The sequence below is a fragment of the Arthrobacter sp. A2-55 genome (assembly GCF_025548615.1).
Taxonomy (GTDB): Bacteria; Actinomycetota; Actinomycetes; order Actinomycetales; family Micrococcaceae; genus Specibacter; species Specibacter silviterrae.
Genome location: NZ_JAJLOZ010000004.1, coordinates 1 through 16,011 on the forward strand (window position 1 = coordinate 1; position 16,011 = coordinate 16,011).

The window sequence follows — 16,011 nt, forward strand, 5'->3', positions numbered from 1 at the left end:
ACGTTCCGGCGGAGACCGCCCCTACGGCGACCGGAAGCCCTTCGGCGACCGCGACAACCGCGGTGCAGACCGCCCGATGGTCAATGGCCGGCGCGAAGACCGGAAGCCCTTTGGCGACCGCGACAACCGCGGCGGCCAGGGCGGGCGCCCTTACGGGGACCGCCCGGCGCGCAGCAACGACCGCCCCTACGGCGACCGGAATGACCGGCCCGGCCACGAGTCGCGGCCGGCTCATGATCGGCGCGATGACCGCGGCCCCCGGCAGGCTCCGCCGCGCAATGCTGCCGATCTGCGCAGTTCCAACCGTCCGGACCGCGAACGCTCACCTGAAATCGACTCCGACGTCACGGGCGAGGAGCTGGACAAGGTGACACGCGCCCAGTTGCGCATCCTGGATACCCGAAACAATGAATGGGTTTCCAAGCACCTTGTCATGGCAGGCCGCTTGATTGATTTTGACCCTGAACTGGCGTTCCGGCACGCCCTTGCCGCGAGCCGCCGCGGTGGGCGGTTGGCCTGCGTTCGCGAGGCAGTTGCCATGACCGCCTATGCTGCCGGCAACTACGGCGAGGCCCTGCGGGAACTGCGCACTTATCGCCGCATCAGCGGGTCCAACGCCCACCTGCCGCTCATGGCCGACTGTGAGCGCGGGCTGGGCCGCCCCGACCGCGCACTTGACCTGATCAAGTCGGAAGACGCCGAGTCCCTCGACGTGGCCGGCAAGGTGGAACTGGCCATCGTTGAGTCCGGTGCCCGCGGGGACCTGGGCGAACTTGACGCCGCCCTCTCTGCTTTGGAGCTCCCGCAGCTTGACATCAACCGGGCCTTCTCCTTCAGCCCCCGCCTGTTCCGTGCCTACGGCATGGTCCTTCGCGCCTTGGACCGCAAGGACGAAGCCAAAAAGTGGGAACGCCAGGCGCTCGTTGCCGAAGAGGCCTTGGGCATCGATGATTCCATGGACTCCATCATTGTGGACCTCGGTGCTGACGATGACGAGGACGGCGTGGAACTGCGTCCGCGCACGCGAGTCGCCGACGTCATGGACGGTGCTGAACCGGCCGACGGCGTTCCCGGTGCCGAGGCGGATGCCCCGGCCAACCAGCATGACGAGGTGGAGTCCGACGACGCCGAATCGGACGCCTTTGAGTCCGACGACGCCGAATCCGACCAGGACAGCATTGACGACGAGCTGGACCGCGCTGAGATGGGCGGCTCCGGCGACGAGGAATTGGACGCGCTCCTGGACGGGGACGGGGATGACGCCGGAAGGTTTGATCACCACGACGGCGAATCCCGGAACGAGGGCTAAAGCGTTGCCCGGGGAGACTTTGCTGAACAGCTTCGATGCAGTGCTGGCCGATTTGGACGGCGTGGTTTATGCAGGGCCCCACGCCATCCCCGGCGCCGTCGAGGCGCTGGGCCGGCTGGCCGGGATTGGCGTCCAGCTAGCGTACGTGACCAACAATGCCTCACGCACCCCGGCCCATGTTGCCGCGCACCTGCGTGAGCTGGGCGCGCCTGCCGACGACGATCAAGTGGTCAGCTCGGCCCAGGCTGGCGCGGCACTGCTGGCGCAAAAGTTTCCCCGGGGCAGCAAGATCCTGGTTGTTGGCAGCAAGGCACTTGCCCAGGAAGTCGAGGCGGTGGGCATGGCCGTGGTGGACAGCGCCACGGACGCCCCCGACGCCGTCATCCAGGGCTTTGAGCCCACGCTCGGCTGGTCCGCGCTGGCCGAGGCGGCGTTTGCCATCAATGGCGGTGCAAGCTGGATCGCCACCAACACCGACCTGACGATTCCGCAGGCCCGGGGGATAGCACCCGGGAACGGTGCGCTTGTCGCTGCCGTGCGGACCGCCGTCGGGCTTGACCCGCTGGTGGCCGGAAAGCCCGAGGCACCCCTGTTCCACACGGCCGCAAAGCGCCTGGGCGCGACGTCTCCCCTGGTGGTGGGGGACCGCCTCGACACGGACATCCTGGGCGGCAACAACGCCGGCATGGCCACGGCCCTGGTCCTCACCGGGATCGACTCGCTTGACTCTGCCCTGAAGGCGCGGACGGCCGAGCGCCCACGGTTCATCCTTGAGAACCTCGACGGCCTCTTCCAGCCGTATCCCGAAATATCCATGCGGAACGGTGTCTACAGCTGCGGCGGCGAACAGGCATGGGCCGAGGGGAACACCATCACCGTCCGCCTGTCCAACGGCAACGAGGACGGCAACTGCGACGTCAATGCCGGCCGGGCCATGTGTGCTGCCTGGTGGGCGGCCGTCCCCGAAACTGAGACCCCCACAAATCCAGCCATCGTGTTTGAGGGGCTGGTTCCGGTCCACGAGGGGGCCGTTGCGGATGCCTGAGAACCACGCCGCGGGGCTGCCCGCCACAGGCGATGCAGCTGTGGACGCCTTGGTTGCCAAGGCCGCGGAAGCCGCTGTGCTGCCCACGGTCGACCACAACGCGCTGTACACCGGCATTCTGGCCGGGCTGCAGGAACAGCTGGACGCCAATCCTGCCGCCCAACCCGGCAGCCCGGGGCCGGCTGGCGCGCTGTGACCCGGCTGGACCAGGAACTGGCCAACCGCGGCCTGGCCCGGTCGCGCACCGTGGGGGCCTCCCTGATCAAGGCGGGCCGCGTCAGCGTCGACGGGACCATGGTTGCCAAGGCCTCCCACCCGGTTGACGCCGGCTCCACGATCACCGTGGCCGACGGCGGCGAGCCCGACTTTGTTTCCCGGGCGGGGCACAAGCTGGCCGGCGCGTTGGCAGCCTTCCCCCAGATTTCGGTGGCCGGCAGGCGGTGTTTTGACGCCGGCGCCTCCACCGGCGGTTTCACGGATGTGCTGCTCCGCCACGGTGCCGCCACGGTGGCCGCCGTGGACGTGGGCCACGGCCAGCTGGTGCAGGCCTTGCGCGAAGATCCGCGGGTGGACGTTTATGAGGGACTGAACATCCGGTACATGGCGCCCGAGGACATCGGCGGTGCAGCCGACCTGACGGTGTGCGACCTATCCTTCATCTCGCTGACCCTGGTCATGGCGCCGCTGGCCCTGGCGACACGCCCGGGCGGCGAGCTGCTCCTTATGGTCAAGCCACAGTTTGAGGTGGGCCGGGAGCGGCTGGCTCGAACCGGCGTTGTGGGCAGTGAGCAGGAGCGCCGGCGGGCCGTGGAGCTCGTGGCGCGCGCGGCGGCGGCCAACGGCCTGGCCCTCCACGGACTGGGTGTGAGTGCCCTGCCCGGGCAGGACGGAAATGTTGAGTATTTTCTGTGGGCAAGCCGTGAAGTGTCACCGCAGGCACATAAGATCGAAGAACAGACCCGGGCTGTGGAGACTTTGCTGGCCCAGGTCTGGCCCTGACGCCTAACCGGAGGAAAACCAAGCACATGACACGCCGCGTCTTGATCCTTGCCCACACGGGGCGCGAGGAATCGATGATTGCCGCCCTGGAAGCGTGCGTGCAACTGCACGCAAGCAACATTGTTCCCGTCATGTTTGCCGAGGAGCTGGCCGACATGACCGGCTATCTTGGCGTCTCCGACGTCAGCATGGAAATTCTGGGCCGCGACGTCACGCTGGCGGACATTGAACTGGTCATGGTCCTGGGCGGGGACGGAACCATCCTGCGCGCAGCCGAACTGGTGCGCGAACACGACCTGCCGCTGCTGGGCGTCAACCTGGGCCATGTGGGCTTCCTGGCGGAGAGCGAACGGGCCGACCTGATCCAAACCGTGGACTGGGTGGTCCGCCGCGAGTACTCGGTGGAGGAGCGGATGACCCTCGACGTCAAGGTCCGGGTCAAGGGCAAGGTGGTGGCCCACACCTGGGCGCTGAACGAGGTGGCCCTGGAGAAGGGCAACCGGGAGCGCATGATCGAGGTGGTCACCGAGGTGGACGGCCGCCCGTTGAGCTCTTTCGGCTGCGACGGAGTGGTCATGGCCACCCCCACCGGCTCCACCGCCTACGCATTTTCCGCCGGCGGGCCCGTGGTCTGGCCGGAGGTGGAGGCGTTGCTGATGGTCCCCATCAGCGCCCACGCGCTCTTCGCCAAGCCGCTGGTGGTGGCTCCCACGTCCACGCTGGCCGTGGAGGTGCTGACGCGCAACGGCGCGTACGGGGTGATTTGGTGCGACGGCCGCCGCACGGTTGACCTGCTGCCTGGCGCCCGCATCGAGGTAACCCGCTCCAGCCAGCCTGTCAAGCTCGCCAGGACGCAGCAGTCGCCGTTCTCCGAGCGGCTGGTGCGCAAGTTTGAACTGCCCGTCCAGGGCTGGCGCGGGCCCGGCACGGAGGAGCCGCCGCCCACCACGCAACTTCCCATCATCAAGAGCCCCAAGCCCAAAACGCAATTGGGGGGCCCGCCCACCGGTCCCATGCCGCAGCTGCCCGACCTGACCGCCACGGCGCTGCCGCACGGCGATGCCGCGACTGAATCCCTTGAAGGGGCGTGGCCGCGCCATGATTGAGGAAATACGGATCCGCGACCTCGGCGTCATCTCCGAATCAACGCTGCCGCTGGGCCCCGGCCTGAGCGTCGTCAGCGGCGAAACCGGCGCCGGCAAGACCATGGTGGTGACCGCCGTCGGACTTCTCCTGGGCAACCGGGCGGATGCCGGGGCCGTGCGCAATGGTGCCAAGAGCGCCTCCGCCGAAGCCACCCTGACCCTGCCTTCCGGCCATGCCGCCCTGGTCCGGGCGCAGGAGGCCGGGGCGGACATTGACGAGTTCGACGGCGGCGCCGAGCTGATCCTGGCCCGCACAGTCAGCGCCGACGGGCGCAGCCGTGCCCATGTGGGCGGCCGGAGTGCACCCATCGGCGTGCTGGCCGAGCTGGGGGAGACGCTGGTGGCAGTGCACGGGCAGTCGGACCAGATCCGGCTCAAGTCCGCAACGGCACAACGCGAGGCCCTGGACAAGTTTGCCGCCGAAGCCCAGAAACAATTCCCCGCAGCCATGGAAACGTATCAGGGCGTATTTGCCCGCTGGCGTGGGGCCCAGGCCGAGCTTGAGTTGCTGCGCACCTCCAGCCGGGAACGCCTGCGCGAAGCGGAATCCCTGACTGCCGCGCTTGCTGAAATTGACGGTGTATCGCCGCAGCCCGCCGAAGACGAGCTCCTCAAGGTCGAGGCCGTGAAGCTCGGCAACGTGGAGGAACTGCGCACTGCCTCGCTGGGCGCGCACGAGGCCCTGAGCGCCGAGGACTATGGGGAGGGCGCCGACGCCATCACCCTGGTGGACACGGCCAAGCGGCTGCTGGAAACCGTCTCCGATTCCGACACGGAGCTTGCCGAACTGGTCAAGCGGGTCTCCGAGGTGGGGTACCTGCTGGCCGACATTGCCCGGGACCTGGCCGGTTATGCCACCTCCCTCGATTCGGAGGGCCCCGGACGGCTGGCCGAAGTGGAGGACCGCCGCGGCGAGCTGGCCGTGCTGGTGCGCAAGTACGCGCCGAGCATCGATGAGGTGCTGGTGTGGGCCGAGGAAGCCCGTGCCCGGTTGGACGAATTGACTGACGACACCGGTCGAATCGAACGGCTCGAACTCGAGGTTGCCGCCTCGCTCGAGGAACTTGTCGGGCTGGCGGCAGAGGTGACGAAATTGCGCAAATCCGCCGCGGAGAAGTTGTCCAGGCAGGTCAGCGCCGAGCTGAAGGCCCTGGCCATGCCGGACGCAAAGCTGGTCATTGAGCTGTCACCGGCCGAGCGCGGCATCCACGGTGCCGACGACATCTCCTTCCTGCTCCAGCCGCATGCCGGGGCGCTTCCACGTCCGCTGGGCAAGGGTGCCTCGGGCGGTGAGCTTTCCAGGGTCATGCTGGCGCTGGAGGTGGTGCTGGCCGCCGTCGACCCCGTACCGACATTTGTCTTTGACGAGGTGGACTCCGGCGTGGGTGGCAAGGCCGCCGTCGAAATTGGGCGCAGGCTCGCCATGCTGGCCAAGCATGTCCAGGTCCTGGTGGTCACCCACCTGCCGCAGGTGGCGGCGTTTGCGGACCAGCACATCCTGGTGACGAAGAGCTCTGTGGGCAAAAACTCATCCGGTGGCATCACCACCAGCAATGTGCGGCTTTTGGACGACGGGGAGCGGGTGCGCGAGCTGGCGCGCATGCTGGCAGGACAGGAGGATTCGGCAACGGCGCAGGCACACGCCAAGGAACTTTTGGCAGACGCCCGGCGCGCCACAAGGTAAGGCAACTGGCAGGACGGACGAAGGACGAACGCAGTGCACGCAGGGTTTGGCACGAACGTGGCAGGCACCGGCGAACCATTATTGGCTCATTAGATGATAGGCTCGAATTCCGTGGTGCAACGATCAAATTCCCGGTTCAGTGGTCAGTCCAAGACGACCAAACACATCTTCGTCACCGGCGGTGTCGCGTCCTCGCTTGGTAAGGGGCTGACGGCTTCGAGCCTCGGCCACCTGCTGCGGGCCCGCGGCCTGTCGGTCACAATGCAAAAGCTCGATCCCTACCTCAACGTGGATCCGGGCACAATGAATCCCTTCCAGCACGGTGAAGTTTTTGTCACCGACGACGGCGCCGAAACCGACCTCGACATTGGCCACTACGAGCGCTTCCTGGATGAAAACCTCGAAGGCTCCGCCAACGTCACCACGGGCCAGGTGTACTCGACAGTCATCGCCAAGGAACGCCGCGGCGAGTACCTGGGCGACACTGTCCAGGTCATCCCGCACATCACCGACGAGATCAAGCGGCGCATGCGCCTGCCAGCCGAAGGTGCAAACGCCCCCGACGTGATCATCACCGAAATTGGCGGCACCGTGGGCGACATTGAATCCCAGCCCTTCCTCGAATCCGCGCGTCAGGTGCGCCAGGACGTGGGCCGCAAGAACGTGTTCTTTGCCCACGTTTCACTGGTGCCCTACATTGGCCCGTCCCAGGAACTGAAGACCAAGCCCACCCAGCACTCCGTTGCCGCGCTGCGCTCCCTGGGCATCCAGCCCGATGCCATCATCCTGCGCTCGGACCGTGTCCTCCCGGACGCCATGCATGCCAAGATCGGCCGCGCGTGCGACGTTGACGTGGAAGCCGTCATTGGCTGCCCGGACGCCCCCAGCATCTATGAAATCCCCAAGACTCTGCATGCGCAGGGCCTGGACTCGTACATTGTCCGCGCCCTGGACCTGCCCTTCAAGGACGTGGACTGGACCAAGTGGGACCAGCTCCTGGAAGTGGTCCACAACCCCGCCCACCACATTGAAATTGCGCTGGTCGGCAAGTACATCGACCTGCCGGACGCCTACCTGTCCGTGACCGAGGCGCTGCGCGCCGGCGGCTTCGCCAACAGCACCAAGGTCAAGATCCGCTGGGTGCCCTCCGACGACTGCGCCACGGAAGCCGGGGCCATCAAGGCTCTTTCCGACGTGGACGGCATCTGCGTCCCCGGCGGATTTGGCATTCGCGGGCTCGAAGGCAAGCTTGGCGCCTTGAAGTACGCCCGCGAAAACCAGCTCCCCACCCTGGGCCTGTGCCTGGGGCTGCAGTGCATGGTCATTGAATACGCCCGCGACGTGGTGGGGCTGCAGGGGGCGTCGTCGTCGGAATTTGACGACAACCCCAAGTACCCCGTCATCGCCACGATGGAGGAACAGCTGGACATTGTGGACGGCAAGGGCGACCTCGGCGGGACAATGCGCCTGGGCCTCTACCCGGCCGTGCTGCAGGAAGGCTCCGTGGTGGCCGAAACCTATGGCCGGACGGATGTGGCCGAACGCCACCGCCACCGCTATGAGGTCAACAACAAGTACCGGGAACAGATTGCCGCCGCCGGGCTGGTGTTCTCCGGCACGTCCCCCGACGGCAAGCTCGTGGAGTATGTCGAGCTCCCGCGCGACGTGCACCCGTACTATGTATCCACGCAGGCCCACCCCGAACTGAGCTCGCGCCCCACCCGGCCGCACCCGCTTTTTGCCGGGCTGGTGGCCGCAGCGCTGGAGCGCCAGAACGCCACCCGGCTGCTGGAGGTCTAGTGGCCGGCGGACCGGTGGCTGATTCCGTCAGCCACCGCACACTGCAGTCATCGGCAACGGTATACCAGGGGCGCATTTGGGACGTCGTCTCGGATACTTTTTCGCTGACACCGGACTCCCAGCCGCTGACCCGGGACTACATTGCCCACCCGGGCGCAGTGGCCGTGGTGGTGCTCAATGACGAGCAGGAGGTGCTCCTGCTGCGCCAGTACCGGCACCCCGTGCAAATGGACCTGTGGGAAATTCCCGCCGGCCTGCTGGACGTTGAGGGCGAGGACTTTGTGGTGGGGGCGGCCCGGGAACTTGCCGAGGAAGCGGACCTGGTGGCTGCCGACTGGCATGTCCTGGCGGACTTTTTCAACTCTCCCGGTTCCTCCAGCGAGGCCATCCGCATCTACCTGGCCCGCTCCGTTTCCTGGATTCCGGAAGCCGAACGGCACGTGCGCACGGAGGAGGAGTCCGAAATCCAGTTCCGCTGGGTGGACCTGGACGACGCCGCCGCCGCGGTACTGGAGGGGCGCATCCACAACCCGTCCGCCGTCGTCGGCATTTTGGCGGCGGCCACGGCCGCACGTGACGGCTTCGCCAGCCTCCGCCCGGCCTCGGCGCCGTGGCCGGCGCATCCGGGCCAGCGCAAGCAGTGACCGCCGGGGGCGCCGGCGCACCGGCTTCCCCCGGCGGGCTGGGGCGCGCCGTCGAGGACTACCTCCAGCACGTTGGCGTGGAGCGTGGCCTGGCTGCCAACACCCTCCAGGCCTACCGGCGCGACCTGCTGCGCTACAGGCGCTTCCTTGACGCCGAACACGTCACGTCGCCGGGGGAGGTGACGCGGCACCATGTCAGCGCCTTCGCCCAGGCCCTGTCCGACGGCGCCGACGGCGGATCCGCGCTGGGCCTGCGGTCCGCGGCGCGCACCATCGTGGCCGTGCGCGGGCTTCACAAGTTCTGGGCCCTGGAAGGACTCAGCAACGCGGATCCCGCCGCCGACGTGCATCCTCCCATGCCCGGGCGCAGGCTGCCCAAGGCCATCAGCGTGGCTGATGTGGCCAGCATCCTGGAAGCGGCGGGCTCCGACACGCCTGCGGGACTGCGGGATTCGGCCATGCTGGAATTCCTGTATTCCACCGGCGCCCGCATCAGCGAGGCGGTGGGGCTGGACGTGGACGACCTGGTCCTGGCCCCGCCGGGCGACGGCGGGCCCTCCCTGGTCAGGTTGTTCGGCAAGGGTTCCAAGGAGCGCCTGGTGCCCATCGGCTCCTACGCCCTGCGCGCCCTGGAGGCGTACCTGGTGCGAGGGCGCAGCTCCCTTGCCGGGAAGGGCAAGGGAACGCCGGCCCTGTTCCTGAACACCCGCGGCGGGCGGATCAGCCGGCAAAGCGTGTGGACCATTCTCAAGGCGGCGGCGGAAAAGGCCGGAGTCACGGCGGATGTGTCCCCCCACACCCTGCGCCACTCCTTCGCCACGCACCTGCTGGAAGGCGGTGCCGATGTCCGCGTGGTCCAGGAACTGCTGGGCCACGCGTCCGTGACCACCACTCAGGTCTACACCTTGGTCACGGCCGAGACGCTGCGCGAGGTATATGCCGCCGCGCACCCCCGGGCGCTGCTGTCCTGACTACCCGGCGGCGGTGACCTTTTCCCCGGCCGGGTTCACTGCCCACCACACATTCTTGACGCCCTGGCCCTTCGCGTCGCCGGGACCCGCATCCTTGGAAAACAGGTACAACGGCATCCCGTTAAGCGTGAGCTGCTTCTTTCCTGACGCCGTCGTGATGACACCGGCAGTCCCTGTGACGCCGTCGAGCACGGGTGTGCCCTGGCCGGCTGCCACCGGCGCCCACAGGTCCTGGCAGGGGCCACTGCACGAGCTTTTGCCGGAACCCTTGATGTCCTTGTCGAAGACGTAGACCGTCATTCCCTGGCCGTTGACCACAATGTCTCCAGGGGCCTTGGCAGCGGTTTTCAGGTCCGCCGGCGCGGTAATGTTGGCGGGGGAACTGGCAGCCGGCGGGGCGGCGGTTGGGGTGCTGCACGCTGTCAGGGCCAGGGCGGCCAGTGAAATCGAGGCCAGTGCTGCGGTTAAGTGCTTCTTCATGAAATCTCGTTTCTCGTCTGTGCGGCGGGGATGCGCCGTCGTGCGGTAAGACGACACGGGGCCGAAGAATGGTTCACCCAGTGCGGGTATTGCTCCGCATTGAACCATTGCCGGCAATTGGGCGTCTTGGCAGGTAGCTGTGTTTGTATTCGACAACGATGTCAGGGGCCTTCATGCCATTGGATGAACAGACGGTCGCAGAGATCTACCGGGACCATGCCCCGGCGCTGCGCCGATTCGCCATGGGGATGTCGGCAACTCCTGCCCAGGCCGAGGACGTTGTGCAGGAAACGATCCTGCGCATCTGGCAACAGGATCCGAGGATCACCACAAGCATGCGCAGCTACCTTTTTAGGACGGCCCGCAACATCATTATCGACAATTTCCGCCGGCAGCAGCGCCGTCCGCAGCAGGCGCAGTCCGGGGAGCCCGAGCAGCTGGCGGCCACGGTGGGGCATGTGGACGGATTGCTGACAAAGGTTTTGATGGAAGAAGCCCTTGCCAGGCTCAGTGCCGAACACCGCGATGTCATTGTCGCCCTGCATTACCGGCGCTGCACGGCCCTTGAGGCTGCCGGCCAGCTCCAGATCCCCGTGGGCACCGTGAAGTCGCGGGCGTTCTACGCGCTCAAGTCGCTGAGGGGCATTCTTGATGAGATGGGAGTGGCACCATGACACTTGGCCCGGACAACCACGCGGCCGTTCATCACCTGGTCGGCGCCTATGTGCTCGGCGGACTGGACAGCCGGGAACGCGAGCAGTTCGAACAACACTTGGTGATGTGCCGGCTGTGCGCGGATGAGCTTTCGTCCCTTCATGGACTGTCAGGGCTCCTTGGTGCCGTGCCGCTGGAGGATGTTCTCGCCATCGGTGCGGCCCGACAGCCCGACGTCGCGGGAGCGTTGGATGGGGCCGGCGGCGGCGTGGGCCCATTGATGGCAAAGCTGGCCAGCCGCCGCCGGAAATCCCGATGGCGCGCCACGGCGCTGATGTCGGGTGCCGCGGCCGCCTGCCTGGCCATCGGATTCCTGGCAGGTACGGCAGGCACGTCGCCGGCCAGTCCTGAGGTGAGTTACGTTGCCGGCGCCGGCTCGGGCCCACAGGTACGGCTGGGCCTGGTCAAGAAAGCCTGGGGAACGGAGCTTGCCCTGTCCGGCAATGGCCTGCCCGTGAAGGGGATCCTGTCCCTTTGGGTAGAGGACAGGTCCGGCAGCATTGACCGGGCCGCAAGCTGGAGTGCCACGCCCCGGGGGCAGGCCGAGGTTGTCGGGGCGACACCTGTGTCAGTTGAGCAGTTGGCGCGTGCGGAGATCCGGGACTCCAGTGGAAAAATCATCGCTGTCCTGGCCCCGGCGGCCAAAAATTAGCGCCCCCGGAGCTTAGGCTGGAGTCATGACTGCTGCCGCCGTGACCCTGTGCTTCCTGCTCCGAACGGTCGACGGCGAAGCCCAAGTGCTGCTCGGATGGAAGAAGACGGGCTTCGGCACGGGCAAGGTGGTGGGGATCGGCGGCCATGTGGAAGCCGGTGAAACCACGGCCCAGGCCATCTGCCGTGAGGTGATGGAGGAATCCGGCATCACGGTGCTTCAGGGGGACCTGATTCCGGCCGGGACCGTTGATTTTGTCTTCCCCGCCCGGCCGGACTGGGACATGGCCACCATGGTCTACCTCTGCCGGACGTTTAGCGGAGACGCCCGGGAAAGCGAGGAAATTGCCCCGCACTGGTACCCCGAAAAGCGCCTGCCGGAGGAGCAGATGTGGGCCGACGCCGTCCACTGGCTGCCGGCGTTTCTGGCGGGGGAGCGGGCCGACTGGCGCATTGTCATGAATCCGGACAACGAGACCGTGGCCTCCAGCACCCGCACCCTCCGGACTTAGGAAACGGCGGTGGTCAGGGCTTGGCGACCGTCAGCAAAAACGTCGAATCTTCCAGCGCCTTCACGGAGTGGCGGGTATTGGGCACCACCAGGTGGTCTCCCGAGGATCCTTCCCACGACACCTCCCCGGTAGCCAGCAACACGCGGCCGCTGAGCACCTGGATGGTGGCCTCGCCGGGATTGTCGTGGTCGTCCAGCATGGAGCCGGCGGTCAGCGCCACCACGGTCTGGCGCAGCACGCGCTCATGGCCCCCGTAAACCGTCCGGGCACTGCGTCCGTTGGTGCCGCCCTTGGCAGTTGCCAGCAGCTCACGGGCCAATGCCGTCAGTGATGATTTTTCCACGATGCTCCTTCGGGTGCGGGCCTACGGTGACCCTTCCCACCCTACTCCGCCGCGGTCAGCCCAGGTGCCTTTCATCCACTCCGTTGTAGGCGCTGAGCGGGCGAATGAGGGCGTTGGCGGCGCGCTGTTCCATGATGTGTGCCGTCCAGCCCGTAATGCGGGAGGCGATGAAGATGGGGGTGAACATGTCGGTGTCGAATCCCATGAGGTGGTAGGTGGGCCCTGCGGGGTAGTCGAGGTTGGGCTTGATGGCCTTGGCCTCCTGCATTGCCTGCTCCAGCCCGTCGTACAGGCCCAGCATTTCCGGCCGGTCAAAGTAGGCGATCATTTTGTCCAGCGCACCCTTCATGGTGGGGACGCGGGAGTCGCCGTTCTTGTACACCCGGTGGCCAAAGCCCATGACCTTCTTCTTCTTGGCCAGCGCGTCCTCCATCCAGGCCTTGGCGCGTGCGGCGGCCTCCTCCCGGGACTCCTCCTTGCGGATGCCGATTTCGTCAAAGGTGTGCATGACGGCCTCGTTGGCGCCCCCGTGCAGCGGGCCCTTCAGCGCGCCAATGGCCCCGGTGACGGCTGAATGCAGGTCGGAGAGCGTGGAGGTGATGACCCGGGCCGTAAACGTGGACGCGTTGAAGGAGTGTTCCGCGTAAAGGACCATGGACACCCGGAAGGCGTCCACCACTTCGGGTGCCGCTTCCTCGCCAAAGGCCATCCACAGGAAGTTTTGCGAGTAGTCCAGGTCATCCCGGGGTGCCACCGGGGCCAGGGAACGACGGCGGCGCTGGTCGTAGGCAACCACTGCCGGGAAGTGCGCGAAGAGCGACTTGGCCTTTTCCAGTTCCGCCTCGGGTGAGGAGTCCTCGGCCAGGGCATGGTTGGCACCCAGCACGGAGACGGCAGTGCGTCCCACATCCATGGGGTGGCAGTCCAGCGGCAGCAGGTCGATGGCTGCCTTGACGTTGGCGTCCAGTGCACGGTTGGCCCGTTCAAACGCCTCAAAGACCGTCAGTTCCTCCTCGGAGGGCAGCTCGCCGGTCCACAGCAGCAGCGCCACCTCCTCGAAAGACTTGGCGGCGGCCAGCTCCTGCACAGGGTAGCCGCGGTACAGCAGGGAATTGGATTCCGGGTTGACCTTGGAAATTGCCGTGTAGTCTGCCACGACACCGGCAAGGCCCTTGCGTACGTCTTCGTCACTCACAGTGGGTGCTCCTTCTTGATAAAAAGACTTGCTGCCTATAGGTTCGCGTTGTTGCTGGTGATGTCCAGGCCCGGGACCTGGAAATTAAAGATGCCCGTATCAAATTGGTTATACGCTTCGTAGTCAACCAATTCATAGAGCCGGGCCCGAGTCAACATCTCCGGCACCGCCGCCTTCTGCGTGCCGTCCGCCGAAATGGCGTCCAACACGCGTTCGGCGGCCCCCATGGCGCTGCGCAGCAGGGTCACCGGGTAGATGACCATGGCCACCCCGGCGGCCGCGAGGTCATCCCGGGTGAACAAGTCGCTCTTGCCGAACTCCGTCATGTTCGCAAGCACCGGCACATTGACTGCCTTGCAGACGGCCTCGAATTCGGCAACATCCTTCATGGCTTCCGGGAAGATGGCGTCGGCCCCGGCGTCGACCAGGGCCTTGGCCCGGTCAATCGCGGCAGCCAGGCCCTCCACGGCCCGCAGGTCGGTGCGGGCCATGACCAGGAAGTTCGGGTCGCGCCGGGCATCCGCGGCGGCGGCAATGCGCTTGACCGCCGTGTCCAGGTCCACCATGTTCTTGCCGTCCAGGTGGCCGCAGCGCTTGGGGTTGAACTGGTCCTCGATGTGGCAGCCGGCCAGGCCCGCGCTCTCAAGCTCCTGGATGGTGCGTGCCACGTTCATGGGCTCACCGAAGCCGGTGTCGGCGTCGATCAGGCACGGCAGGTCCGTCATGCGGGCAATCTGCCCGCCCCGGGCCGCGACCTCGGTCAGGGTGGTCATGCCGATGTCCGGCAGGCCCAGGTCATTGGCGAGGACCGCGCCGGAGATGTAGACGCCGTCGAACTTCTTTTCCTCGATGAGGCGCGCCGACAGCGGGTTGAAGGCGCCAGGGAATTGGCGGGCCGCCCCGGGAACCAGCATCTCGCGCAGCTCCCGGCGCTTCTGCTCGGGGGTTTTCTTGGAGTACAGCATGTTAGAAGAGTCCCTTGGGTGCGTTGGCGGGATCGACGACGCCGGGCGCCGCGGTGATGTTGAGCTGGTCCAGTTCCCCGGCGGCCAGGTTGACAAGATTTTCCGCTGCCGCGATGAAGCGGTTGATCTCGGCTTCCTCCACCAGGCCTGTGGCCAGGGTGCGGAACTTGTTGATGTACTGCTCACGGGCAAACGGGCGGGCACCGAGCGGGTGCGCGTCAGCCACGGCGATCGACTCGGTGATGACCGTGCCGTCATTCAGCGTGATCTCAACGGTTCCGCCGAAAGCCTTCTCGGCGATGTCCAGGGAGTGGTAGCGGCGCGTCCACTCAGCATCCTCTTCCGTGGTGACCTTGTGCCACAGCTCCACGGTGTCGGGGCGGCCGGCGCGCTCGGGGGAGTAGGAATCCACGTGGTGCCAGGAGCCGTCCTGCAGGGCTACCGTGAAGATGTACGGGATGGAGTGGTCAAGGGTTTCACGCGAGGCGGTGGGGCTGTACTTCTGGGGGTCATTTGCCCCTGAGCCGATCACAAAGTGTGTGTGGTGGCTGGTCTTGATCAACACCGATTTCACATTGGCCGGGTCGGTGGCCTCCGGGTGCTCGCCGTGGAGCTTGCGGGCCAGGTCGATCCAGGCCTGTGCCTGGTATTCGGCTGAATGTTCCTTCGTGTACGTGTCCAGGATGGCGCGCTTGGCTTCGCCGTCGGCCGGCAGCGGCACCGTGTACTGGGCGCCCGGGCCGTCCAGCAGCCAGGCGATGACGCCGTCCTCCCCTTCATAGATCGGCACGGGGGAGGTCTGGCCGCGCATGGCACGGTCGGCAGCTTCCACGGCCATCTTGCCGGCGAATGCCGGTGCGTGCGCCTTCCAGGTGGAGATTTCGCCCTTGCGGGACTGGCGGGTGGCCGTGGTGGTGTGCAGGCCCTGGCCCACGGCCTGGAAAATGGTCTCCACGTCCAGGCCCAGCAGGGTGCCGATGCCGGCGGCTGCGGAGGGGCCGAGGTGCGCCACGTGGTCGATCTTGTGTTCGTGCAGGCAGATGGACTTGACCAGGTCCACCTGGACCTCATAGCCGGTGGCGATCCCGCGGATAAGGTCCGCGCCGGAGGCGCCGGTGTGCTGGGCGACGGCGAGGATGGGCGGGATGTTGTCGCCGGGGTGCGAGTACTCGGCAGCAAGGAAGGTGTCATGGTAGTCAAGCTCGCGCACGGCCACGCCGTTGGCCCACGCGGCCCATTCGGGTGAGACCTTTTCGGTGATGCCAAAGACGTTCGATCCCGAGCCGCCGGTGGACGGTGCGTGGCTGAGGGCCTGGGCCCGGGCGGCGACGATGGGCCCGCGGTTCAGGGACGCAATGGCCACGGAGGCGTTGTCGATGATCCGGTTGATGATCATCTCGGTGACCTCGCCGGTGACGGCCACCGGGTCAGCGGCCACCTTGGCGATCTTGTAGGCGAGCTGGTTCTCGCGGGGGAGGTTTTCTTCACTCTTGTAGACGCGGACGTTGTGCTGGACAACCATGGGAATTCCTTTTCAGTCAGGGGGCTGGATGT

At 66.6% G+C, this 16,011-nt stretch carries 16 protein-coding genes and 1 pseudogene; 12 read left to right on the top strand and 5 right to left on the bottom strand.

The window, feature by feature from the left end:
• The 9 genes and pseudogenes from LPN03_RS01915 to xerD all read left to right on the top strand — a co-directional run.
• Positions 1–1,309, top strand: a pseudogene (locus LPN03_RS01915) (hypothetical protein); the annotation flags it as partial.
• A gap of 4 nt (positions 1,310–1,313) precedes the next feature.
• Entirely contained in the window at positions 1,314–2,354 is a 1,041-nt protein-coding gene (locus tag LPN03_RS01920; RefSeq protein WP_262452853.1) for an HAD-IIA family hydrolase, read from the top strand.
• Positions 2,347–2,550, top strand: a complete 204-nt coding sequence (locus LPN03_RS01925; protein WP_262452855.1) for a hypothetical protein — start codon at positions 2,347–2,349, stop codon at positions 2,548–2,550. Before LPN03_RS01920 ends, LPN03_RS01925 begins: the two co-directional genes overlap by 8 nt.
• On the top strand, positions 2,547–3,353 hold the full coding sequence (locus tag LPN03_RS01930) for a TlyA family RNA methyltransferase (protein WP_165181293.1): 807 nt from the start codon (positions 2,547–2,549) through the stop codon (positions 3,351–3,353). The genes LPN03_RS01925 and LPN03_RS01930 overlap by 4 nt, the downstream gene beginning before the upstream one ends.
• Positions 3,354–3,379: 26 nt before the next feature.
• On the top strand, positions 3,380–4,459 hold the full coding sequence (locus LPN03_RS01935; RefSeq protein ID WP_165181292.1) for an NAD kinase: 1,080 nt from the start codon (positions 3,380–3,382) through the stop codon (positions 4,457–4,459).
• Positions 4,452–6,182: a DNA repair protein RecN gene (recN, locus tag LPN03_RS01940; protein ID WP_165181291.1), complete on the top strand. Its 1,731-nt coding sequence runs from the start codon at positions 4,452–4,454 to the stop codon at positions 6,180–6,182. Before LPN03_RS01935 ends, recN begins: the two co-directional genes overlap by 8 nt.
• A 93-nt stretch (positions 6,183–6,275) precedes the next feature.
• Positions 6,276–7,982, top strand: coding sequence for a CTP synthase (locus tag LPN03_RS01945; RefSeq protein WP_165181290.1), 1,707 nt, complete (start codon positions 6,276–6,278; stop codon positions 7,980–7,982).
• Positions 7,982–8,626: an NUDIX domain-containing protein gene (locus LPN03_RS01950; RefSeq protein ID WP_262452858.1), complete on the top strand. Its 645-nt coding sequence runs from the start codon at positions 7,982–7,984 to the stop codon at positions 8,624–8,626. The genes LPN03_RS01945 and LPN03_RS01950 overlap by 1 nt, the downstream gene beginning before the upstream one ends.
• Positions 8,623–9,597: a site-specific tyrosine recombinase XerD gene (xerD, locus tag LPN03_RS01955; protein WP_165181314.1), complete on the top strand. Its 975-nt coding sequence runs from the start codon at positions 8,623–8,625 to the stop codon at positions 9,595–9,597. Before LPN03_RS01950 ends, xerD begins: the two co-directional genes overlap by 4 nt.
• Here the strand turns inward: xerD and LPN03_RS01960 are convergent, their stop codons facing one another.
• Entirely contained in the window at positions 9,598–10,077 is a 480-nt protein-coding gene (locus tag LPN03_RS01960) for a hypothetical protein (RefSeq protein WP_165181288.1), read from the bottom strand. It abuts the gene before it with no gap.
• A gap of 173 nt (positions 10,078–10,250) precedes the next feature.
• Between LPN03_RS01960 and LPN03_RS01965 the strand changes: the two genes are divergently transcribed.
• The 3 genes from LPN03_RS01965 to LPN03_RS01975 are packed head-to-tail and all read left to right on the top strand — an operon-like array spanning position 10,251 to position 11,954.
• Positions 10,251–10,751 (top strand): sigma-70 family RNA polymerase sigma factor, encoded by a 501-nt coding sequence (locus LPN03_RS01965; RefSeq protein ID WP_262452862.1) that lies wholly within the window; start codon positions 10,251–10,253, stop codon positions 10,749–10,751.
• Positions 10,748–11,443, top strand: coding sequence for a zf-HC2 domain-containing protein (locus LPN03_RS01970; RefSeq protein WP_165181286.1), 696 nt, complete (start codon positions 10,748–10,750; stop codon positions 11,441–11,443). The genes LPN03_RS01965 and LPN03_RS01970 overlap by 4 nt, the downstream gene beginning before the upstream one ends.
• A 25-nt stretch (positions 11,444–11,468) precedes the next feature.
• On the top strand, positions 11,469–11,954 hold the full coding sequence (locus tag LPN03_RS01975; RefSeq protein ID WP_165181285.1) for an 8-oxo-dGTP diphosphatase: 486 nt from the start codon (positions 11,469–11,471) through the stop codon (positions 11,952–11,954).
• Positions 11,955–11,967: 13 nt separating this feature from the next.
• Here the strand turns inward: LPN03_RS01975 and LPN03_RS01980 are convergent, their stop codons facing one another.
• Genes LPN03_RS01980 through LPN03_RS01995 form a run of 4 tightly spaced genes read right to left on the bottom strand, consistent with a single transcriptional unit; the run spans position 11,968 to position 15,979 of the window.
• On the bottom strand, positions 11,968–12,297 hold the full coding sequence (locus tag LPN03_RS01980) for a cupin domain-containing protein (protein WP_165181284.1): 330 nt from the start codon (positions 12,295–12,297) through the stop codon (positions 11,968–11,970).
• Positions 12,298–12,352: 55 nt separating this feature from the next.
• Complete coding sequence (locus LPN03_RS01985) at positions 12,353–13,492, bottom strand: bifunctional 2-methylcitrate synthase/citrate synthase (protein ID WP_262452865.1); 1,140 nt, start codon at positions 13,490–13,492, stop codon at positions 12,353–12,355.
• Between the two features lie 35 nt (positions 13,493–13,527).
• Positions 13,528–14,457: a methylisocitrate lyase gene (gene prpB / locus LPN03_RS01990; RefSeq protein ID WP_165181282.1), complete on the bottom strand. Its 930-nt coding sequence runs from the start codon at positions 14,455–14,457 to the stop codon at positions 13,528–13,530.
• A 1-nt stretch (position 14,458) separates the two neighbouring features.
• Positions 14,459–15,979, bottom strand: coding sequence for an MmgE/PrpD family protein (locus LPN03_RS01995; RefSeq protein ID WP_165181281.1), 1,521 nt, complete (start codon positions 15,977–15,979; stop codon positions 14,459–14,461).
• Positions 15,980–16,011: the final 32 nt, after the last annotated feature.